This is a genomic window from Shewanella xiamenensis, from assembly GCF_014647135.1.
In the GTDB taxonomy this organism is placed as follows: domain Bacteria; phylum Pseudomonadota; class Gammaproteobacteria; order Enterobacterales; family Shewanellaceae; genus Shewanella; species Shewanella xiamenensis.
This window is the reverse complement of record NZ_BMOP01000012.1, coordinates 110745-131780: the sequence shown is the minus strand read 5'-3', so window position 1 is coordinate 131780 and position 21036 is coordinate 110745. Positions and strand designations below refer to the sequence as shown.

Here is a 21036-nt window from a genome sequence, read left to right as displayed (position 1 = left end):
TGCTAAGTTGTTAGAAGATAAAGCGTTAAAAGCAAAAAATATAAGACGAATTTTAATGGTCTGTATGGGGAATATTTGTCGTTCGCCCACGGCAGAGGCCATTTGCCGTGCAAAAATTCGTGAACGTCGCCTCAATATTGAAGTCGATTCTGCTGGCACCATTGGTTATCACCAAGGAGATAAACCTGACAATCGCGCCATGGCTGCGGGTATAAAACGCGGGTTAAGTTTCGATGGAATGCACGCAAGACAAATTGTTGATGCCGATTTTGAGTATTTTGATCTTATTTTAGCGGCCGATAATCGTAATTTAGTGGATTTACGTAGTCGTTGTCCGCTTGAGTATCAATACAAACTTCAGCTAATGTTGTCTTACGGAAATAGTCAAATTGATGAGGTCCCCGATCCCTATTATGGCGGTACTCAAGGATTTGAATTAGTCCTTGATTTGCTCGAACAGAGTATCGATAGCTTGTTAGATCAATTAGCAAGAAAAACGAATGACACAGATTAATGATTAAGGCGGAGTAGGTGCCTTAGAACCTCGATGAGTCAAAGTATCAACCCCTGCTTACCTATGCAATAGAACGTAAAATCATTGGATTAATTTCATTAAGCGCTAACTAAGCTTTTTTCGGGATACTAAATCTATCTCAAACAGTTCTTACCGCTATAACCTTAAAACGTCAACATGCCCTAGGCGTCAGATAAGCTCAATCGATATTAATTGCTTAACTCTTGCGAGATTTTGACTAGACTCAAAGCTCAGGTAAGTGAGTTTGTTACAGGTAAGTTTGGGGAGATTGCTATGGATTCAATCAAAATACGCGACCATATGGACCGTCAGCCTGTGTTGCTCAGTGCAAATATGTCACTGGCTACTGCGGTTGAGAAACTGTTAGATAATAACAAGATGGGTGCAGCTGTCGTGGATGACAGTGGTAATTTAGTGGGGTTTTTATCCCAGCAAGACTGCTTAGCTGTCATGTTAAAGAGCAGCTATCACTGTGACTTAACCTCAGTGGTGAAGGATTGTATGCGCACTGAAGTCCTGTATGTCGGTCCTGATGAGAGTATTTTACAACTTGCGGAGCAGATGCTGGGCGCTAAACCAAAGACCTATCCGGTGGTGGATAATGGCAAAGTCATCGGCACAATCAATCGCACCAATGTGTTGAAGGCGATGAATGTATACATGCAACAATGTTATCTTGCACCCGCTTAAGCCGTTATTTGGGTGGCTAATTTCCCGCGGTTTACGGTGTGTTTTGAACAATTAGCCATACCAATAAACCAGGTTCCTTGCTAGGATCGCCTTTTTCGATGCTAGCAATGGAATTTGGTTTTGAACTCTGACAAACATCCGCTATCGAGCGCTTTTCTACAGCAGTGCTTTCAAAGTGATGCCTCGCGGATCCGCCGCCGTTTATTTAAGCTCCATAAAGAAGCCGATTCTGACAAAAAAACACAAGAATTAGCCAAACTTGCTGAGCAGGCGCAAGCAGCGTTCGAGAAAGTAGAGCAGCGCCTGAAGGCTCGCCCTAAGATCAATTATCCTGACAATCTGCCCGTCAGTAGCATGCGCGAAGACATCGCCAAAGCCATCAGTGAAAACCAAGTGGTGATCATTGCGGGTGAAACCGGTTCGGGTAAAACCACTCAGTTACCTAAAATCTGTTTAGAACTGGGCTTAGGCAGCCGTGGTTTTATTGGTCATACCCAGCCGCGGCGGTTGGCAGCGCGCAGTGTCGCGTCAAGAGTGGCTGAAGAATTACAAAGCCCGCTCGGCGAAGTGGTGGGCTTTAAGGTGCGTTTTGCCGATGCCTTAAAGAGTGAATCCTATATCAAGCTGATGACTGACGGGATTTTACTGGCGGAGCTCACCTCGGACCGCTATTTAGATCAATACGATACAATCATCATCGACGAGGCGCACGAGCGCAGCCTCAACATCGATTTTATTTTGGGTTACCTCAAGCAAATTCTGAAAAAACGCCCCGATCTCAAGATTATCATCACCTCGGCGACTATCGATGTTGAGCGTTTTTCTAAGCATTTCAATAATGCGCCTATTATCGAAGTCTCTGGCCGGACGTATCCGGTGGAAACCCGTTATCGCCCGCTGGTGCAAGATACCGAAGCGGATCTCGACCAAATCGAAGGGATTTTTGCTGCCGTTGACGAATTAGTTGCCGAAGGCTTGGGCGATATTCTGATCTTTATGAACGGCGAGCGCGAAATTCGTGATACCGCCGAGCAGCTAAATCGTCGCAATTACCGCGATACCGAGATTTTACCGTTATATGCGCGCCTGTCCTACGGCGAGCAGTCCAAGGTATTCAGCAGCCATACTGGGCGTCGCATCGTGCTTGCCACTAACGTGGCGGAAACGTCGCTCACCGTCCCTGGTATTCGTTATGTAATTGACCCAGGCACTGCGCGGATCAGCCGTTACAGTTATCGGACTAAGGTGCAGCGCCTGCCCATCGAGCCCATTTCACAGGCCAGTGCCAATCAGCGGCAAGGCCGCTGCGGCCGTGTTGGCCCAGGTATTTGTATCCGTTTATACGATGAGGCGGATTTTAACAGTCGTCCCGCGTTTACCGATCCCGAAATCCTACGTACAAACTTAGCCTCGGTGATTTTGCAGATGCTCGCTATCGGCCTTGGCGATATCGCTGCTTTCCCGTTTATTGAGCCACCCGATCCGCGCCATATTCGCGATGGCTTCTTACTGCTTGAGGAATTACAAGCCGTTAAGCAGCAGAAGGGCAATATTGTGTTAACGCCGCTTGGGCGTCAGCTATCGCAGATCCCGGTGGATCCGCGTTTAGCGCGTATGGTGGTGGAGAGTCATCAGCTGGGCTGCTTGCAGGAAGTGTTAGTGATTGCTGCGGGCCTGTCGATTCAAGATCCCCGCGAGCGTCCCATGGATAAAAAGCAGGCGTCCGATGAGGCCCATCGCCGTTTTGCCGACCCCCATTCAGATTTTGTCAGTTGGGTGAACCTATGGCAGCACTTAAAAGAGCAGCAAAAGGAGTTATCCGCCAGCCAGTTCCGTAAAAAATGCCGCGACGAGTACTTAGCCTACCTGCGGGTGCGTGAATGGCAGGATTTATATACTCAGTTAAAACAAGCGGTTCACGATTTAAAGTGGCGCTTAAACGAGACGCCTGCGAACTACGATGCGCTGCACCGTGCGCTGTTATCGGGTCTGCTCAGCCATATTGGCTTCAAGGACAATAACAACGAATACTTAGGCGCGCGCAATCGTAAGTTTTTTGTGTTCCCTGGTTCACCGCTGGCGAAAAAAGGCCCGAAATGGATCATGGCGGCGGAGCTGACCGAAACCTCTAAGCTGTTTGCCCGCTGCTGCGCCAAAATTGAGCCTGAGTGGCTCGAGCCGTTAGCGGCGCATCTGATTAAAAAGAATCACTTAGAGCCGCATTTTGAGGCGAAACAGGGCAGTGTAATTGCCTTTGAAAACCAAGTGCTTTACGGTTTGACCGTGGTGCATCGCCGCCGCGTGCAATACGGGCCGATTAATCCTGTTGAAGCGCGGGAGATCTTTATCCGTAGCGCGCTCGCCGAAGGGCAGTTACAGACCAAAGAAGCCTTCTTTATCGCTAACCAAAAGTTATTGGAAGACGTCGAAGCGCTCGAGCACAAGTCCCGTCGCCGCGATATTTTGGTCGATGAACAAGTGTTGATGGACTTTTACGAGCCGCGTATTCCCGAAGGCATCTATAACGCGCCTAAGTTCTTTAGCTGGTGGAAGGAAGCGCGCCGTACTCAGCCCGATTTACTCGATTTTAATAAGTCACTATTGATGCAGCGCAGTGCCGATCACATATCGGCGCTCGATTTCCCCGACACTTGGCACAAGGGCAATATTCGCTTGCAACTGAGTTATCACTTTGATCCTGCGGCGAGTGATGATGGCGTTTCTGTGCATATCCCAGTGGCGCTACTTAATCAAATCGATGATACAGATTTCGATTGGCTCGTGGCGGGGATGCGTGAGGAGAAATGCGTCGCTCTGATTAAGTCTTTGCCGAAGGGGCTAAGACGTAACTTTGTCCCAGCGCCCGATTATGCCCGTGCCTGCGTACAGGCGATGCAGCCCTTTAGCGCCAGTTTACTCGACGCCATGTGCAAACAGCTTTTGCGTATGAGTGGTACGCGCGTCAATCCCGAAGATTTTGATGTCACGCAGATGCCAGCGCACTTGCAGATGAACTTTAAGATTGAGGACGACAAGGGCAAGTTAGTGGCACAGGGGCGGGTACTCGATACCTTAAAGGCCGAGTTACAGGGCGTGGTCGCTAAGGCGATTCGTCAAGTAGCGGATAAGGGCATTGAGAAAGAAGCGCTCACCGAGTGGTCCTTTGGCGACTTACCAAAACAATTTGAGCAGCGTAAGGGCAACTATCAAGTACGGGCTTTCCCCGCGCTGATTGACAATAAAGACTCGGTTGCCATCAAATTATTTGATGATGAATTTGAGGCACAGGCGGCGCATCGTCAAGGTCTTCGTCGTCTGCTGTTACTCAATATTCCATCGCCAGTAAAACACCTGCAACAGGCACTGCCGAACAAGGCAAAACTGGCGATGTATTTCAATCCGTTTGGCCAAGTGCAAATTCTGATTGATGACATCATTGCCGCAGCCGTGCAGCAATTGCTTGATGAAAAGGCGCTGGATGTGCGCGATGCTGCTCAGTTCGAACAGGCCAAGGATTGGGTGCGCCAAGAGCTGAATCCAACGGCTGAGCAAATTGCGCTTAAGGTGGAACAAATCCTGACACTCTACCAAGGCATTAAAAAGCGGACTAAAGGCAAAATCAGCTTAGATATCGCTTTTGCGATGAGTGATATTCAAAGCCAATTGGACCAATTAGTGTTCAAGGGATTCGTCGAAGCCTGTGGTTGGAATCGCTTAACGGATGTGGCGCGTTACTTAAAGGCGATTGAAACCCGTATCGATAAGTTGCCTGTGGATCCGACCCGTGACCGTTTGCATATGCAGAGTATCACGAAAGTGCAGGAGGCTTTAGCGGCGCAACTTGCTAAGGTGCCGCGCGCTCAGCCCGTGCCAGCGGCACTGATTGAAGCCCGTTGGATGATTGAAGAGTACCGGGTGTCTTGCTTTGCACAGGCGCTGGGAACGGCTTATCCGATCTCGGAAAAGCGTATCTTAAACCATATCCTGCTGAGTTAGTGATGTTGATACATTACGGATTGAATCTGTAGATTCAGTGAGTTGAGCGTAACGCGTCATCTTTAGCATTAAAAGCCGAACCTTAGGGTTCGGCTTTTTTATTGCTCATTTTCGCCTAACTACCATTAGCCACGACAGACTTGCCCCTTACTGTATAGATTTTTGCTATTGGATATTACAAGCCACTAACTCCAAAGGGCAAAGTCGGTGGCGAATAAATTGGCCCTAATGGCGATAATAAGAACCTCAAATTTGCGTGGTCAGTTAGCCAATACGGTAGGGGATTTGGCTGTTTCTTGAGTGAGTTAACGCGTTGACGAAGATATTAAGCCGATTTCGCCGTGGATAATCGGTAATTTGAGCCTTCCTTTACCATCCCCTAATACTCCTTAAGGAATATTTTGTTTAAATCTTGTGCGCTTTACTTGCTGAGCGCCTATCTTTTTTCCATGCTTTAGCAATTGGTTAATAAAAAAACATAACCAATCAATCTATTTACAATCTAAAAAAACGCTTAAAAACCATGATCTAACTAAATTTATCGCCAAATTGATGATCTGGATCAAGCATCAAAGGGTTTACCGATTTGGAGGTATACAGTTTGTTAACACCTTAACGCTATGATCATTTCGTGGATCAAAGATGCAATTGAGATACCTATAAATCCTGCATTGGTCAGAGCAATCCATCACAGGAACGAACCTCTTGGAGGACGCATGAGTGCTAACAGCGCAGCAGAAAAATCCTTAGAACTGAAAATTTTTATCTTTTTAACCGTATTTCTCGCCCCCCTCTTATCCGTGTTGTTGGTAAGTGGATTGGGATTTGCCATATGGTTTAGCCAAATCTTCACCGGCCCACCGGGTGCAGGTTGAGTCAATACAAAATAATAACAACAGAATTAAAGCGGAGTGTCGGATGAGCAAAGAGCTGCATATCACAAGTCTCGTGGTGCAAGTCATGCCAAATAAGATGGCGGATGTTAGGCAACACATTATGGCGATTGAGAATGCCGAACTCTCTGTCAATAACGAAGTAAAACTCGTCGTTGTACTTGAAGGTAACTCCCAACGTGCCTTGATGGACGGTATCGAACAGATTAATGCCATTCCTGGCGTCTTGTCCGCCACTATGGTTTACCACCAGAGTGAACAGCTCGAAGAGGGGGAAGAATGAACATGAATAGACGTGACTTTATTAAAGCCAATGCGGTGATTGCAGCAGCGGGCGCCGCAGGCTTAGCGCTGCCGGCATCAGCCAGCAATTTAATTACTAGCTCAGAGCAAACCAAATTAGAGTGGAACAAAGCGCCTTGCCGTTTCTGTGGTACGGGCTGCTCTGTGATTGTTGCGACACGTGATGGCAAAGTGGTTGCGACCCACGGCGATGCAAACAGCGAAGTGAACCGCGGCCTTAACTGTATTAAAGGTTACTTCCTGTCGAAAATTATGTATGGCAGCGATCGTTTGACCACGCCAATGCTCAGAATGACCGATGGCAAGTACGACAAGCACGGTGAATTTACTCCCATTAGCTGGGACAGCGCTTTTGATATCATGGCGCAAAAATGGAAAGAAACCCTCAAGGCCAAAGGCCCTACCGCAGTTGGAATGTTTGGCTCGGGCCAGTGGACCGTCTGGGAAGGCTATGCCGCGGTTAAACTGATGAAGGCGGGCTTTGGCTCTAACAACATTGATCCGAATGCGCGTCACTGTATGGCGTCAGCCGTGGTCGGCTTTATGCGTACCTTCGGTATCGATGAGCCTATGGGCTGTTACGATGATATGGAAGCGGCCGATGCCTTTGTGCTGTGGGGCTCCAACATGGCTGAAATGCACCCGATCCTATGGACTCGAGTGACTGACCGCCGTTTAAGCGCATCCCATGTGAAGGTTGCGGTACTCTCGACGTTTGAGCATCGCTCCTTCGACTTGGCGGATTTACCGATTGTATTTACGCCGCAAACTGACTTAGCCATCCTGAACTTTATCGCCAACTACATCATTCAAAACGATAAAGTAAACTGGGACTTTGTGAAGAAGCACGTTAACTTCCGCCAAGGTACCACGGATATCGGCTATGGTTTACGTCCAACCCATCCGCTGGAGCAGAAAGCCAAAAACGTGAAAACGGCAGGGGATTCGACTCCGATTGATTTCGATACCTTTAAGGCCTTTGTCGCCGAATATACGGTGGAGAAGGTCAGCAAGATGTCGGGCGTGCCTGAGGCTAAACTTATTGAATTGGCGAAGCTTTATGCCGATCCCGATACCAAGGTCACCTCGTTCTGGACCATGGGCTTTAACCAACATACCCGTGGTGTGTGGTGTAACAACCTGATTTATAACATCCACTTACTGACAGGTAAGATTTCGACTCCCGGTAACAGCCCGTTCTCGTTAACCGGTCAGCCTTCTGCCTGTGGTACGGCTCGCGAAGTGGGAACCTTCTCCCACCGTTTACCTGCCGACATGGTGGTAACAAACCCTGAGCATCGAAAACACGCCGAAGAAATTTGGAAAATCCCCAGTGGCATTATTCCGCCAAAACCCGGTTATCACGCCGTAGAGCAAAACCGCCGCTTAAAAGATGGCGACTTGAACTGCTACTGGGTGCAAGTGAACAACAATATGCAGGCGGGGCCTAACATCAACGAGGAAGGCTTACCTGGCTATCGCAATCCGGCCAACTTTATTGTGGTGTCCGATGCGTATCCCACAGTCACGACCCAAGCTGCGGATTTAATTCTGCCAACCGCGATGTGGGTTGAGAAAGAGGGTGCTTATGGTAATGCTGAGCGTCGCACTCAATTTTGGCATCAAATGGTGCAGGCGCCGGGCGAATCACACTCAGATCTGTGGCAGTTGATGGAGTTTTCTAAACGCTTCACCACCGACGAAGTCTGGCCGAAGGAAGTCTTAGCCGCAAACCCGCAATTTAAAGGCAAAACCCTCTTTGAAGTGCTTTACCAAAACGGCAATGTTGATAAGTTCCCGTTGGCAGATACTGATCCTAAGTATCTGAACAATGAAGCGAAACATTTCGGCTTCTATGTTCAAAAAGGGTTGTTTGAAGAATATGCCACCTTTGGTCGTGGTCATGGTCACGATTTGGCCCCGTTTGATGCTTATCACGAAGCCCATGGCCTTCGCTGGCCAGTTGTTAATGGCAAAGAAACCCAATGGCGTTTCCGTGAGGGAACGGATCCCTATGTTAAACCGGGTAAAGGCTTTGAGTTTTATGGACATCCTGATGGCCGTGCGGTGATTTTTGCGCTGCCCTATGAGCCACCAGCAGAGTCTCCTGATGAAGAGTTCGATATTTGGTTATCCACGGGTCGTGTACTTGAACACTGGCATTCGGGCTCGATGACACAACGTGTGCCTGAGCTTTACCGTGCCTTCCCCGATGCTGTGTGTTTTATGCATCCAGAAGATGCCAAAAAACGTGGCTTACGCCGTGGTGATGAAGTTCGAGTCGTGTCTCGCCGTGGTGAAATCAAAACCCGTGTCGAAACCCGTGGTCGTAACAAGCCGCCAGTGGGTCTGGTGTTTGTACCTTGGTTTGATGCCAGTCAGCTCATTAATAAAGTCACCTTGGATGCGACAGATCCGCTGTCGAAACAAACCGACTTTAAGAAATGCGCCGTGAAAATCGTCAAGGTATAAGGAGTACAGGATGAAAACATTCAAATTAGCTTCAGCATTTAGTGCGCTTGTCTTTTCAGCCCTGATGATGACCAGTGTGACTGCAGCCAGTATTCCTGAGGATAAGATCGATACCTTACGTCAGGCGCCGATTAACGTTGAGCCAACACCGCCCGCGATGCAGGCGGTGCTGAATAAAGATATCAAAGAGGTGCGTAACTACCCAATGCAGCCACCGGTGATCCCACATAAGATCGATGGCTATCAGCTCGATCTTAAGGTCAATAAATGTATGGCGTGCCATGCAAGACAACGCACTGGAGATTCGCAAGCACCCATGGTGAGCGTGACCCATTATATGGATAGGGATAACAACTTTTTAGCTGAGCTTTCACCAAGGCGTTATTTCTGTACTCAGTGCCATGTGCCGCAACTGGATGCCAAATTACTGGTCGAGAACGACTTTGTGGATATGGATCATCTGATTAAAGCGAACACTGAGCAGAAAAAACACTAGGAGTCAGCATGTTAGATAAACTTAAAAAGATCTGGCAAGTGCTCAATCGTCCGAGTGTGCACTACAGTTTAGGGTTTTTAACCTTAGGTGGCTTTGTGGCAGGGGTGATCTTTTGGGGGGGCTTTAACACTGCGCTTGAAGCTACGAACAGAGAAGCCTTTTGTATTGGTTGTCATGAAATGGAAAATAACGTCTACCAAGAGTTACAGTCGACTATCCATTTCACTAACCGTAGTGGGGTGCGTGCAACTTGCCCTGACTGCCATGTGCCGCACAACTGGACCGATAAAATTGCCCGTAAGATGCAGGCATCGAAAGAAGTGTGGGGTAAAGTGTTTGGTACCATCAATACCCGCGAAAAGTTTGAGAGTAAACGTCGCGAGCTGGCTGAACATGAATGGGCAAGGTTAAAGGCAAATGACTCGCTCGAGTGTCGAAATTGCCATAACTTTACCTATATGGACTTTACTAGGCAGTCACCACGCGCCGCGCAGATGCACTCCACATCGCTGGCCAGTGGTGAGAAGACCTGTATTGATTGCCACAAAGGTATTGCCCATCATCTTCCCGATATGGCGGGCGTTGAAGGTTTCTAATCGCGTGTAATATTTCATCTCCAGTCAAAGGCCAAGTGCTCTCCACACTTGGCCTTTTATTTTTAGATTGCAATCTATGATTTATCTATCTGAAAAATATATACTATTCAGCATTAAAGATAACGACAATGAGTTGTGATGAACAATACCAAATGGCGTGAATGCATTAGTCTTTTAGCGTCACACTGTGTTTACCTACAATTACGGCTGGTAGGCGAGGCTGATTTTCCATTGGATTATGAAGTATCAAATGAAGTGATATCTCAAATACAGGCAAAAGACTGCGTATTTGTAAGACGGGTGATTGACTATAAGTCCATCGCGGCTATACGGATTGTTAAAATACATTTACCGCCTTCAGCTAAACAGATGGATATGATGAGTAAACTCAAACAAGAATTATCACGCTTAGGCCAATTACCTATTACCGAAAATACTGAATTTATCACTATTAATGGATATTAGGTCGATTAGCTGTCTGAGGTGCTGCTGTTTTTGCTTAGGTTAATGCTGCGAATGTGACCACTGGCAGTGTCAGCAAACTACCAGCGGTATGATTAACGGAGAAACGGGGATTAGCTAAGGTATGGATCTTAAATGGACTGCTAATTAACACTGGATTAATTGTTAAAGTTGCACCGTAAAAATAGGATCTTTGCCCGCAGTGACACTCCCCTGAGCTTTGTCTAAATACTTCACATCTTCCATATTGGCAAGCACCACGGGCGTGAGTAAGCTGTCTACTTGGTCTTTAAGATACTCGATATCAAATGACAAAATCGGATCGCCTACTTTGACCTCTTGACCTTCTTCGGCTAAACGACTAAAACCACGCCCTCTTAGCTCGACAGTGCCAACACCAAAGTGAACAAATAGTTCTAATCCTTGAGGTGATTCAATACTAAAGGCATGATTAGTTTCGAATATTTTACCGATAGTACCATCAATCGGTGCAACAATCGTGTCGCCCTTAGGCGCGATAGCAATGCCATCACCGACAATCTTTTCTGCAAAAACGACATCGGGGACTTTTTCAATCGCGACTATTTCCCCATTGACGGGGGCGTAGACCATAATGCCACCTGCAAGTTGTGGCTGTCCTGATACCAATCGCCTTATGCGGCTTAAAAATCCCATAATGTGGTGCCCCTTTGCTTGTTTTTGTTGTTCTGTGTTGGTCTGTAAAGCAGCATAACCAATTAAATGTACTATTTACAGTTTGTTATACACTGTTGCAGATCTGAAATTCTATTTTGCTGCATCGCAGTGTGCGCTAACGCAGAAAATTTCGCCAGTTCACCTTGGCAAATGGCTGCTTTCACTTCTAGTAATGAGCTTAAGTTAACGCTGAGTTCATCCAGCCCCATTCCCACGAGTAGCGGAGCGATGTGTGGCGAGCTGGCTAATTCACCACAGAGTGATACTGTGACCTCGGCTGCTTTGGCTTGAATGATTGTCATGTTTATCAAGCTTAAAATCGCAGGTGAAAGGGAAGGGTAATCCCGTGTCAGTTGTGGGTTGGTGCGGTCTGCTGCCATGGCATATTGTGTTAAATCATTGGTGCCTATGCTAACAAAATCCAGCCTTGGTAGCATAGAGGCTAAATTCAACACCGCCGCGGGCGTTTCTACCACTATGCCATAACTCACTTCACCATAGCCTTTTTCTTCGTCTTCGAGGGCATCCTGGCATTCGGCGATAAGCGTAAATATCTCATCTAACTCTTCGACTTGATTGACCATAGGAAACATTAAGCGAATCGGACCGTGATTTGCTGCCCGTAAAATGGCACGAAGTTGGGTCTTAAATAATTCTGGGTGCGCTAAGGTGTATCTCACCCCACGTTGTCCTAAGGCGGGATTATCTTCTATGTCTTGGCATAAACACGGGAGTTCTTTATCGGCGCCAATATCTAAGGTTCTGATCGTAAACGTTTTACCACCTAGAGCATGCAGAGCCTCGCAGTAAAGATTGTACTGGGCTTTTTCATCCGGCAGGGTGCTGGTATGCATTAACATAAATTCAGTGCGGAATAAGCCTATTCCATCGGCCCCTTCATCTTTGACATGGGTGATCTCATTCAAATTGCCGACGTTTGCCAGCAGGCGAACCTGATGTCCGTCCTGTGTTTGAGCCGGAACATCGCGATAAGCTTGAAGTGCCTGACGTCTTGCTTGTTCATGGTGCAGGGTCACGGTTAAACGAGCTTGTTGCTCAGGCTCCGGATTGACATAAAGCGCTCCACTTATTGCATCGAGCACTAATGGGGTGCCATTAGGGATGAGCTCTGCATCGAACTGACAACTTAAAATAGCGGGTATACCTGCTGCACGGGCCAAAATAGCGGTATGACTGGTGAGTCCACCGGTTTTAAGCACAATACCGCTGATGTGCTCTTTAGGGAGCAAGGCAAATTCTGCTGGGGTGAGATCCTGTGCTAGCAGTATCGTCGGTTCGCTCAGGTGAGTTAAACCTTGGTCCAAACGGCCATTAATCGCGGTGACTATGCGCTGGCCAAGGCATCGAACGTCTTGGGCACGATTGGCTAAATAGGGATCGTCTAGGGACTCGAGTTCATTGGCTTGATGGGCAAATATTCGCTCAACGGCAACACTGGCGGAAAGTTGTAAGGTGCGAATGGCTTCTTTGACTTGTTCTATCAGTTCTTCATCATCAAGGAGTAATAAATCGGCTTCAATCAGTTGGTAGTTTTCACTGTCAGGATCGAGCTTAGTTTGGCTTAGACTGAGCTGTTGTTTCAGTGTTTGTAACGCCTTAAGAAACTTACTTTGTTGCTGCGGGATCCTAGAGAGCGGAATTGGGCGATAGTCGAGGTGGTTTTCGCAATGATTAAGGTGTAAAGCCTTACCGAAGGCTATACCCGATGACACAATAATCCCCGTTATCGACATAGTCATTCCTAATGATGTTGGGCGGTTCGCTAACTTAAGGTGATTAACAAGGCCGAGACTTTTTCGACGGCTTCCTGCGCCTGCTCTCCCTCGGCGAAAACCCTGACAGTGACACCATGGTATAAACCTAATGTTTGTAGCTTAAATAAGCTCTTAGCACTGGCTTGCTTGCCGTTACATTCAACCAAAACGTCGCAATCGAAGGTCTTTGCTTCTTTCACCAATAGTGCCGCAGGGCGGGTATGAATACCATGTTTTGCGGTGATAGTGACAGATTTTTCGTACATAGTGGTTTAACTCTTTATGGATATTATGGCGCTTCGTTCGACTCTATAATCTTATAACCGGCCTTTTTTAAGGCAGCAATGGCGCCTTGGAGGCAATTTTTCTTCACGAGAATATAGTCAGTATCAAAGGTTGAAAGGGCGAAAATACTGATTTGCACATCGGCTAAGGTGCTGGCAATTTTCGATAAAATACCCGTTAATGAAAATCCTAGAGGGCCTAACACTTCTAGACAGCTCCAGTTAGTTTCTTGCTCTAAGCTATCAAGCGAAAGCTCACTAGGCACAACCAAGGTCAAACCTTCTTCTGTTTTGCAGATAAAATACACTTCTTCAGCAAAAACTTCGGTAGGAATTTGCGCCTTAGGGCTAAAACTGTGAATGGTATATTGCCGGGTATGTACGGCTAAGGTCATACGCATAGGCGGTTCTCCTTTGGCGAGGTGAATGCAAGTTAGGAGTTTACCTTATAACATGGATTCCTGTTTAAAGGACATGGTTCTCAACTTCATCCTCAATCCGCCTGCATTTCGTATGTTCGGGTTGATTGTGTCGTTTCATTAGCTAATTTTAAAGGAAGAGAGGACGTTTTAATACGTCCTCTTGTTTGCTATTGAAAACATCCGCTAGGTTAGATTTTAAATTGTCCTAAGGTATGGGACATATCCTGGCTAATATCCTGTAATGATTGTGCTGCTCGGCTATTACTGTCATTGGCTTTTACAGACACTTCGGTTAGCTCTGAAATATTACAGATATTACGGTTAATTTCCTCTGTCACGAGGGATTGCTCTTCTGTCGCACTCGCTAACTGAGTGTTCATATCGCTGATGTGGGCAATTAGCCCCAGAATTGCGGCCATGGCTTGCCCAGCCTCTTGAGCCTTAGCTTGCAATTCTTCTGATTGATGTTGGGTTTGGCTATTGCTTTGCATCACTGAGCCCACACCGGTTTGAATTTCTGAGATAATTTTTTGGATCTCATTGGTCGAGTCTTGGGTGCGATTGGCTAAGGCTCTTACTTCATCTGCGACAACGGCAAATCCTCGGCCATGACTACCCGCACGAGCAGCTTCAATGGCGGCATTAAGTGCCAACAAATTGGTTTGTTCAGCAATGCCCCGAATCACATCCAAAATACTGCCAATTTGACCAGAGGCTTGTCCCAATTTTTGAGTGATTGCTTCTGATGCTTTCAGCTCTTGGACCAACTTCTCGGTATCGCGCACCGTATTGTCAATCACAGCTTTACTTTGCTGTGCCTGATTTTTCACACTGGTGGCGGCATCGGCGGCCTGCTGGGTATTGCTCGCCATCTCATGGGTCGTAGACAGCATTTGATTAACTGCCGTTGCTACGCTACCGGTTTCACGGTGGATATGTTCCGCACTTTGGTTCGACTCCTCAACGGCAAGCATTAACTGTTTAGCATCGTTGTCGAGCGATTTTCCCAGGGGTTGCAAATGTCCCACCATATCGCCAATTTTTTGGGCGAAAAGGTTAAAGGCTTGGGCGAGATGAGCAACTTCATCTTTGCCTTGAGTGCTTAAACGCTGGCTTAAGTCGCCTTCGCCTTGAGCGATATCTTCAAGGGCTTCAATAGCATCATTCAATGGTGAGGTAATCGAATGATTAAGAACAAGGAAAAATGCAAAAATAGGTACAGAAATCAAAAACATGATAATCAGATAGTCGATCATCACATTATACAGACTCTCTTTGACGTCACTGAGATAAGCCCCTGTGATCACAGTCCAGCCCCATTGTGGGTAGTAGCGGGCTTCGGCCAATTTGTCCTCAACAATTTTTGAAACAGGATTAGCAATCGGATATTCCAGCATGGCTTTGTCATGTTGCCGAGCTTGAGACAGCATCGTAGTCAGCGGATTAGTGCCATCGGGGAGTGTGAAATTTTGTGCAGAGGTACCGATTAGGCTGGCATTTTCACCATGGGCTAGGATTTGGTTGTTGTCATCAATCAGAATAAAGTAACCAACCCCGGCATAACGGGTTTGGTTAATGAGGTTCGCAGCAGCTTTTTGAGCCTCTTGCTCGCTCATTTTTCCGTTAACAGCATCTTGGCGATAAACGTCTATCACACTGAGGATACTGCCAAGTTGACCATCGATTTGTAACCATTTTTGTTCGATCAAATTACTGTATTGTTCTTTAATCGAAAAACTTGCAAAACAAACAGTTCCAATGGCCGCCATCACTAACATCATCATTAGACGTTTTAAAATGGTGAATTGGCGCAAAAAAGTGATCATCTGGAGTCCTCGGGCGCAAAAATAATGTTCAACAATATACCTGCGAATGTTTTTTAATAGAATATTAGCGGGTTAAATTTCATATAAACTGGTAAACAATATGGGGTTTCTTTGATCTTAAGCAGGATCTTTGCAGGCCTTCTCCTGAGTGATGATTTTATGGCTTATTTTGAGGATATTTCATCAGTCTAATCGCATGTGATGAAGTATTTATTAAATTCAACAACTTACCATTTATTAACAAATTCACTCATGATAACTATATCTAATTAGTTGTTTTAATTTTGATTTTTTACCGTTTTACGCGCAAGATTAATCAACTGTTATGTTTGAGAATCAATTATGACTACAAATACGATTGTGACTTCTGACGATATATTGTTGAAGTTATGCCACTCTGTTGCCCATGTATTATCGAGTACCAGCGCAAGCCATGTGAGCCATGCTGGTATGGTACAAAGTATTGCTCGTACCCGCTTAAAACCCGACTTAGGATGTTTTTCGATTTTTGATGGGGGATTTTCAGGGCTTGTTGTTATTAACTTTTCCGCTGCTGCGGCTATCGAAATCTACCGTCGCTATATGCTCAATATGGGCATGCCTGAAGAGGAATTAGCCTTTTCCCATACTTCTGATGAAGTGGGTAATGTGATGGGGGAGTTAATGAACCAAATCTTAGGTGACTTTATTAATAAAGTCTCTAAGGAACTACAAACTTCCATCAGCCAAAGTCAGCCAAAAATGTTAACGATAAACAAAGAGTTGACTATCTCTATTGATGCAAACTTGGATGATGCCGTAGCAAGGCGAGTGTCCTTTAAAACCGAAAATAATCACATTTTCTACCTTGAATTTGCGATGGATAAGACCGAGTTTATCAAACTGGATGAGTTTGAATATGATGAGGAGTTTGACCCTGATAGCTTACTCGAACAGCACGGCGTGAGTGGGACGCAAGCTTCAAATGTTGAAAGCACTCCTTGGAGCCGAATGGCGGACAAGCCCGCGATAAGTCAACATCATACCAATGTGGACGCCGATGATTTACTCGATGAATTAGGGATTTAACTTCTATCTGGTTAAGAGAAAATAAATGCGACTCAGCTAATTATTAGTGAATGCAAAGCTGTGAATAGCGTTAGCGGTTTTTTTGAAGCATTTATTTTCTCTAGTCTGTGTTTTTAGTCACACAATCATAAGTCGCATTATCGTGGTTAAACACCCAGCGTTAAGGTGTGCGGTTAAGTTAGTTTAGCTTTCAATAGGTTAAAGCAGATTAACTCGGTTAACTTGTTAGACAGTTGTAAACCCTTCGGCTATACAAGTCATTAGAACTGTTTTAGTATCCCCCAAAATAATAATTATGGTGACCTCCGTTATGGCATCGAAAGCGACCTCAATTGATATTGCTTATCGTGCTGGTGTATCCCAGTCTACGGTTTCCCGAGCCCTCAGAAATAGCCCGCTTGTCAACTTAGAGACCCGTCAGCGGATCCAAGCAATTGCAAAGGAACTTAACTACAAGGTTGATAAAAACGCCAGTAATTTGCGTACCCAAAATAGCCATACTCTGGCGCTGTTATTGTGTGAAGACCCGACTAATGATGATTCCCTTATCAACCCATTTTTTCTGTCGATGTTAGGCTCAATAACACGGGCAACTGCGCAACAGGGGTATGATTTACTCGTTTCATTTCAACAGCTTTCTAGCGATTGGCATGCCGACTACGAAGACAGTAATAAAGCTGATGGCATTATTTTGCTGGGCTACGGCGATTATATGGATTACGAGCAGAAGCTTGAAAAGTTACTCGCTCAGCATACTCATTTTGTGATTTGGGGCGCCGAGCATAACAATAAATCCGTATTATCCATTGGTTGTGATAATCACCAAGGTGGCCTGATAGCCACTGAACATTTGATTTCCCTTGGCCGTAGCGCTTTTGCCTTCTTAGGTGACGCCTCTAGTCATAGCCCAGAATTTAGGGACAGATATTTAGGTCATGTCAAAGCCTTACAAACCGCAGGATTACCAGTGGTGGCTGAGCGGCAAATTTCAGCCATTAGCACCGAAAGTGCTGGTTATGATGCGGCGATGGCATTAATAGAAAAAAGGCTTACGTTTGATGCGATTTTTGCCGCTAGTGATTTGATTGCTATTGGTGCCATTCGTGCCTTAAAAGAGAAGGGGATATTAGTGCCAGAGCAAGTGGCTGTGGTGGGCTATGATGATATTCCTGTGGCAAGTTTTGCTAATCCACCACTGACGACCATCAAACAAAATACTCAGTTAGCGGGTGAGATTTTAGTCGAGAGTTTGCTCAAGCTTATTCGCGGTCAGGCGGTAGGCCCTCAATTGATCCCAACCACCTTAGTCGTTCGCAGTTCCTGCGGGATTGACCACGCATTGCTAGGCTAAGCTGTCTCTGTCTTGATTTACGCGATTAAGCCAAGTGTTTGCTAGCACTTGGCTTTTTTATGACAAGTTTGGCTGGTGTATGGTGTAAAACTGGTCAACGCTGAGTGGATTAACCTCTGGCATATTGACGCAGAAACTTAGGCACCTCAGCTTTACTCTTGCTCATCACTTTTTGCATTAGACTGAAGGGTGGTTCGGCTATTGCAAAGTCCTGTTTCAGATCCGCTAACATTCGTAGCCATAAGTGTCCCGTCATTTCCGCATCAGCAAGCGCGCGGTGAAAAGTCCCCTCGGTCGGCAGTTGTTTATAGCGTACTAATGTTGCCAGTTGATGATTAATGGCCTCTGGGTACAAGCGCCTTGCCAACAGGAGAGAACAGCCAAACTGGCCGGAATATTGGTGACCAATTTGAGCAAATTCAGCATCAAGAAACCGCTGATCGAATGCGGCATTATGGGCAACCAAATGGTGCTTGCCGATAAACTTGGCAAATCGTGACATTACCTCGGCGCAGGGCGCTGCACGTGACAGCATTTGATTGCTGATCCCGGTGTAATCTTCAATAAAGGTGTTTATCCGAAAACCTGGATTCATTAATTCTGAAAAACGCGCAGTGATTTGGCCTTGTTCAATCAATACCGCGCCAACCTCAATAGCTCGAGCGCCTTGACTGGGCGAAAGACCCGAGGTTTCAAAATCGAGGACCACAAGGGTATTAGCGGGCGAGTGGGCGGGTGTTTTAGGCATAAAAGTGACTACTTATTGGTATGGCAATGTTTGTAATATGCGTTTGTTGCATGGCCTATTTCACAGTTGGTGGCATATTAGACTAAACAAAAGTGGCTATCCATCAGATTGTCAAATTGCGATGCAATTTTTACTGGCATAAAGGGCGCGATAAGCGCATTTAGCACATCAATAACCCTTGCATAACAGGATGCTGCATTGATGGACGTCGACTTATACTCCTGTTGATTTTATTCAAGAAAAGAGACGCAAGTTCGCATCTGTGTATCTAAATCAACATGTAACCACTGAGTGGTAACGCTTCACGAATAGACCTGCTGCTAAGGGTTATTATCGACGATGTTATTTACGGCTTGGTTATGACGTCATTACTTGATGACTTGGGTTTAGAAACATTCAACACGCCCTAGCAACTTCGCATAAAAATACTGGTGAACATTAAGATTGCTGCTATTACTTTATAGGTAATGTATAGGACAAATGTGACACTCGCCTGTTAGCTCGACTTGGTCACCCCATGAGGTGTGTATGAAAGGAATTATTTTTAATGTGCTTGAAGATATGGTCGTGGCTCAGTGCGGTATGTCAGTGTGGAACGATTTGTTGGAAAAACATGCTCCTAAGGATCGCGTGTATGTGTCTGCCAAAAGTTATGCTGAGTCCGAGTTATTTAGCATTGTTCAGGACGTGGCTCAGCGGCTTAATATGCCGATACAGGACGTGGTAAAAGCATTTGGGCAGTTTCTTTTTAATGGGCTAGCCTCCCGTCATGTCGGTGTTGTTGACAAGTTTGACGATTTTACCTCCCTAGTCATGGGGATCCATGATGTGATCCATTTAGAGGTGAATAAGCTATACCATGAGCCTTCATTGCCGCACATTAATGGACAGTTATTACCGAACAATCAAATTGCGTTAAGGTATTCATCCCCCCGTCGGTTATGTTTTTGCGCGGAAGGCTTGTTGTTTGGCGCTGCCGAGCATTTTAAACAAAAGATCCAGATCACCCACGATACTTGCATGCACACTGGTGCCGATCATTGTATGTTAATCATCGAGTTACAAAATGACTGACAGCGAAAATCCTTATTATGTAGCCTATCAGCGGGAAAAAAAGGCTCGGCAAGAGGTTGAGCAACTACTCGAAGACAGTACCCGCCAACTCTATGAAAAAAATGTGTTGTTGCAACAACAAATCGATCTGATTAAGCAGCAACAGCAATCAATGATCCAGCAGGAAAAATTGGCTTCCCTTGGGACTGTTGCTGCTGGTGTTGCCCATGAAATTAACAATCCACTTGCGTATATTCTCTCCAACATCAATAGCTTAACTAACTACGCCCAGGATTTATTGGCGAGTATAGAGGGTGGCGATACACAGCAGATTGACCAGGCTAAGCTGCAATTTATCAAAGAGGATTTGCCTGAACTGGCAAGTGATACTTGCCAAGGCTTAATGCGTATAAAAGATATCGTTAATCATTTGCTCTTTTTTGCACGAACAGACTCGACGGGAAAATCTGTCATTCAATTAGCCGACGCTCTGGATTTCACTCTTAAATTACTGCGGCCAATGTTTAACAATGTATTGATAAAAAAAGAGATTTCGCATGTGCCTATGATTTTGTTTAATGTAGGTGAGCTCAATCAGGTGTTAATGAACATTATCGTAAATGCTTATCAGGCTTGCGATGTGGTGAGCGATAGGTCTTCAGAAATACGGCTTAAGCTGACTCAATCCAATACAAACATTTGCTTAACGGTTGTCGATAATGGTTGCGGAATGGATGAGTATACCTTGGGTAGAATGTTTGATGCTTTCTACACCACTAAGCCTGTTGGGACTGGGACGGGAGTCGGTATGTCGATTGTGTTACAAATTTTGCGCCAGCACGATTGCACGATCGACGTCATATCTGAGTTGGGTAAGGGGACTGCGATAAAGATATTTTTTCCAATCGATTCTCAAGCGATTTCGATGCCGTCTAGCACCAACCCCTAAACGGGATAGCATAGATTAAGATTGATCCTCAGCCCTAATTGATAGGCATGATCTTGCATAAGATGAGTCATTAACTCGATATCCCGCAACTGAGGTAATAATAGTGGCCGGGCTTCCCATCTTGGTGCGTGACCAGCATCATTTAAATGAGCAAGGTACACACGTTGCTGGCTTTGATGCAGGGTAAAAAAACGCATGTTACAGCGTTCAGCAATTGATAAATAAGGCTCAAAATCAAGCTCATACACTTGCATTGCCTCAAATTCAGACCAACGAATATAGCGTGTGCAGTCATAGTATTGCGCGGGTAACTGCGCCTCAGGCTTGATGCTATCAAATAAATTGATGACATCTTGCATCTGTTGCAGTTTTATCATTGTTTGCTCCATCAACTCCTTGCTCCTTTTTTTGCTATTTTTAT

Annotated in this window: 20 protein-coding genes; 13 read left to right on the top strand and 7 right to left on the bottom strand. The window is 45.8% G+C overall.

Features of this window, described 5'->3' with window-relative positions; genetic code table 11:
* Positions 1-55 precede the first annotated feature (55 nt).
* The 9 genes from IEY09_RS12275 (at position 56) to IEY09_RS12235 (ending at position 10446) form a co-directional block, all read left to right on the top strand.
* Entirely contained in the window at positions 56-514 is a 459-nt protein-coding gene (locus IEY09_RS12275) for a low molecular weight protein-tyrosine-phosphatase (RefSeq protein ID WP_268240584.1), read from the top strand.
* A 294-nt stretch (positions 515-808) separates the two neighbouring features.
* Positions 809-1225: a CBS domain-containing protein gene (locus tag IEY09_RS12270; RefSeq protein ID WP_037418282.1), complete on the top strand. Its 417-nt coding sequence runs from the start codon at positions 809-811 to the stop codon at positions 1223-1225.
* Between the two features lie 114 nt (positions 1226-1339).
* A complete protein-coding gene (hrpA, locus tag IEY09_RS12265) occupies positions 1340-5221 on the top strand; it encodes an ATP-dependent RNA helicase HrpA (RefSeq protein ID WP_188871244.1) in 3882 nt (1293 codons plus the stop codon).
* Between the two features lie 716 nt (positions 5222-5937).
* Positions 5938-6096, top strand: a complete 159-nt coding sequence (locus IEY09_RS12260; RefSeq protein ID WP_011716898.1) for a periplasmic nitrate reductase, NapE protein — start codon at positions 5938-5940, stop codon at positions 6094-6096.
* Positions 6097-6139: 43 nt separating this feature from the next.
* Complete coding sequence (locus tag IEY09_RS12255) at positions 6140-6397, top strand: chaperone NapD (RefSeq protein WP_047537299.1); 258 nt, start codon at positions 6140-6142, stop codon at positions 6395-6397.
* Between the two features lie 2 nt (positions 6398-6399).
* Complete coding sequence (gene napA / locus IEY09_RS12250) at positions 6400-8889, top strand: nitrate reductase catalytic subunit NapA (RefSeq protein WP_140907067.1); 2490 nt, start codon at positions 6400-6402, stop codon at positions 8887-8889.
* Between the two features lie 10 nt (positions 8890-8899).
* The gene (locus IEY09_RS12245; protein WP_037418269.1) at positions 8900-9385 is read left to right on the top strand and encodes a nitrate reductase cytochrome c-type subunit; all 486 of its coding nucleotides are present in this window, start codon (positions 8900-8902) and stop codon (positions 9383-9385) included.
* An 8-nt stretch (positions 9386-9393) separates the two neighbouring features.
* Complete coding sequence (locus IEY09_RS12240; protein ID WP_037418266.1) at positions 9394-9981, top strand: cytochrome c3 family protein; 588 nt, start codon at positions 9394-9396, stop codon at positions 9979-9981.
* Between the two features lie 138 nt (positions 9982-10119).
* On the top strand, positions 10120-10446 hold the full coding sequence (locus tag IEY09_RS12235; protein ID WP_037418264.1) for a hypothetical protein: 327 nt from the start codon (positions 10120-10122) through the stop codon (positions 10444-10446).
* A 162-nt stretch (positions 10447-10608) separates the two neighbouring features.
* Here IEY09_RS12235 and crr read toward each other — a convergent pair whose 3' ends face one another.
* The 5 genes from crr to IEY09_RS12210 all read right to left on the bottom strand — a co-directional run bounded on the left by crr (position 10609) and on the right by IEY09_RS12210 (position 15446).
* On the bottom strand, positions 10609-11118 hold the full coding sequence (gene crr / locus IEY09_RS12230) for a PTS glucose transporter subunit IIA (protein ID WP_037418261.1): 510 nt from the start codon (positions 11116-11118) through the stop codon (positions 10609-10611).
* A gap of 71 nt (positions 11119-11189) precedes the next feature.
* The gene (gene ptsP / locus IEY09_RS12225) at positions 11190-12893 is read right to left on the bottom strand and encodes a phosphoenolpyruvate--protein phosphotransferase (protein WP_188871242.1); all 1704 of its coding nucleotides are present in this window, start codon (positions 12891-12893) and stop codon (positions 11190-11192) included.
* A gap of 29 nt (positions 12894-12922) precedes the next feature.
* Complete coding sequence (locus IEY09_RS12220) at positions 12923-13180, bottom strand: HPr family phosphocarrier protein (protein ID WP_037418255.1); 258 nt, start codon at positions 13178-13180, stop codon at positions 12923-12925.
* 23 nt (positions 13181-13203) lie between these two features.
* Positions 13204-13599, bottom strand: coding sequence for an ACT domain-containing protein (locus IEY09_RS12215; RefSeq protein ID WP_172590834.1), 396 nt, complete (start codon positions 13597-13599; stop codon positions 13204-13206).
* Between the two features lie 209 nt (positions 13600-13808).
* A complete protein-coding gene (locus IEY09_RS12210) occupies positions 13809-15446 on the bottom strand; it encodes a methyl-accepting chemotaxis protein (RefSeq protein ID WP_037431210.1) in 1638 nt (545 codons plus the stop codon).
* A 342-nt stretch (positions 15447-15788) separates the two neighbouring features.
* Between IEY09_RS12210 and IEY09_RS12205 the strand changes: the two genes are divergently transcribed.
* Together IEY09_RS12205 and IEY09_RS12200 are read left to right on the top strand one after the other, a co-directional pair.
* Positions 15789-16514: a DUF3334 family protein gene (locus IEY09_RS12205; protein WP_037418245.1), complete on the top strand. Its 726-nt coding sequence runs from the start codon at positions 15789-15791 to the stop codon at positions 16512-16514.
* A gap of 310 nt (positions 16515-16824) precedes the next feature.
* Positions 16825-17865: a LacI family DNA-binding transcriptional regulator gene (locus IEY09_RS12200; protein WP_037418242.1), complete on the top strand. Its 1041-nt coding sequence runs from the start codon at positions 16825-16827 to the stop codon at positions 17863-17865.
* A 109-nt stretch (positions 17866-17974) separates the two neighbouring features.
* Here IEY09_RS12200 and IEY09_RS12195 read toward each other — a convergent pair whose 3' ends face one another.
* Positions 17975-18613 carry a 3'-5' exonuclease gene (locus tag IEY09_RS12195; protein WP_037418238.1) on the bottom strand — a complete coding sequence of 213 codons (639 nt, stop codon included), beginning with the start codon at positions 18611-18613 and terminating at the stop codon, positions 17975-17977.
* Positions 18614-19141: 528 nt separating this feature from the next.
* Between IEY09_RS12195 and IEY09_RS12190 the strand changes: the two genes are divergently transcribed.
* Both IEY09_RS12190 and IEY09_RS12185 read left to right on the top strand, forming a co-directional pair.
* Positions 19142-19687, top strand: coding sequence for a heme NO-binding domain-containing protein (locus IEY09_RS12190; protein ID WP_037418059.1), 546 nt, complete (start codon positions 19142-19144; stop codon positions 19685-19687).
* Positions 19680-20615 carry a sensor histidine kinase gene (locus tag IEY09_RS12185; RefSeq protein ID WP_188871240.1) on the top strand — a complete coding sequence of 312 codons (936 nt, stop codon included), beginning with the start codon at positions 19680-19682 and terminating at the stop codon, positions 20613-20615. Before IEY09_RS12190 ends, IEY09_RS12185 begins: the two co-directional genes overlap by 8 nt.
* On the opposite strand, the gene IEY09_RS12180 is transcribed toward IEY09_RS12185, so the two are convergent.
* Positions 20612-20992 (bottom strand): hypothetical protein, encoded by a 381-nt coding sequence (locus IEY09_RS12180; RefSeq protein ID WP_188871238.1) that lies wholly within the window; start codon positions 20990-20992, stop codon positions 20612-20614. The genes IEY09_RS12185 and IEY09_RS12180 overlap by 4 nt on opposite strands.
* Positions 20993-21036 lie beyond the last annotated feature (44 nt).

Coding starts and splice junctions, on each gene's coding strand:
- IEY09_RS12275 (WP_268240584.1), top strand. CDS start 56: ATGGTCTGTATGGGGAATATTTGTCGTTCGCCCACGGCAGAGGCCATT.
- IEY09_RS12215 (WP_172590834.1), bottom strand. CDS start 13,599: ATGCGTATGACCTTAGCCGTACATACCCGGCAATATACCATTCACAGT.
- IEY09_RS12260 (WP_011716898.1), top strand. CDS start 5,938: ATGAGTGCTAACAGCGCAGCAGAAAAATCCTTAGAACTGAAAATTTTT.
- napA (WP_140907067.1), top strand. CDS start 6,400: ATGAATAGACGTGACTTTATTAAAGCCAATGCGGTGATTGCAGCAGCG.
- IEY09_RS12245 (WP_037418269.1), top strand. CDS start 8,900: ATGAAAACATTCAAATTAGCTTCAGCATTTAGTGCGCTTGTCTTTTCA.
- IEY09_RS12210 (WP_037431210.1), bottom strand. CDS start 15,446: ATGATCACTTTTTTGCGCCAATTCACCATTTTAAAACGTCTAATGATG.
- IEY09_RS12240 (WP_037418266.1), top strand. CDS start 9,394: ATGTTAGATAAACTTAAAAAGATCTGGCAAGTGCTCAATCGTCCGAGT.
- IEY09_RS12255 (WP_047537299.1), top strand. CDS start 6,140: ATGAGCAAAGAGCTGCATATCACAAGTCTCGTGGTGCAAGTCATGCCA.
- ptsP (WP_188871242.1), bottom strand. CDS start 12,893: ATGTCGATAACGGGGATTATTGTGTCATCGGGTATAGCCTTCGGTAAG.
- IEY09_RS12270 (WP_037418282.1), top strand. CDS start 809: ATGGATTCAATCAAAATACGCGACCATATGGACCGTCAGCCTGTGTTG.
- IEY09_RS12200 (WP_037418242.1), top strand. CDS start 16,825: ATGGCATCGAAAGCGACCTCAATTGATATTGCTTATCGTGCTGGTGTA.
- IEY09_RS12190 (WP_037418059.1), top strand. CDS start 19,142: ATGAAAGGAATTATTTTTAATGTGCTTGAAGATATGGTCGTGGCTCAG.
- IEY09_RS12220 (WP_037418255.1), bottom strand. CDS start 13,180: ATGTACGAAAAATCTGTCACTATCACCGCAAAACATGGTATTCATACC.
- crr (WP_037418261.1), bottom strand. CDS start 11,118: ATGGGATTTTTAAGCCGCATAAGGCGATTGGTATCAGGACAGCCACAA.
- IEY09_RS12195 (WP_037418238.1), bottom strand. CDS start 18,613: ATGCCTAAAACACCCGCCCACTCGCCCGCTAATACCCTTGTGGTCCTC.
- IEY09_RS12235 (WP_037418264.1), top strand. CDS start 10,120: ATGAACAATACCAAATGGCGTGAATGCATTAGTCTTTTAGCGTCACAC.
- IEY09_RS12180 (WP_188871238.1), bottom strand. CDS start 20,992: ATGATAAAACTGCAACAGATGCAAGATGTCATCAATTTATTTGATAGC.
- IEY09_RS12205 (WP_037418245.1), top strand. CDS start 15,789: ATGACTACAAATACGATTGTGACTTCTGACGATATATTGTTGAAGTTA.
- IEY09_RS12185 (WP_188871240.1), top strand. CDS start 19,680: ATGACTGACAGCGAAAATCCTTATTATGTAGCCTATCAGCGGGAAAAA.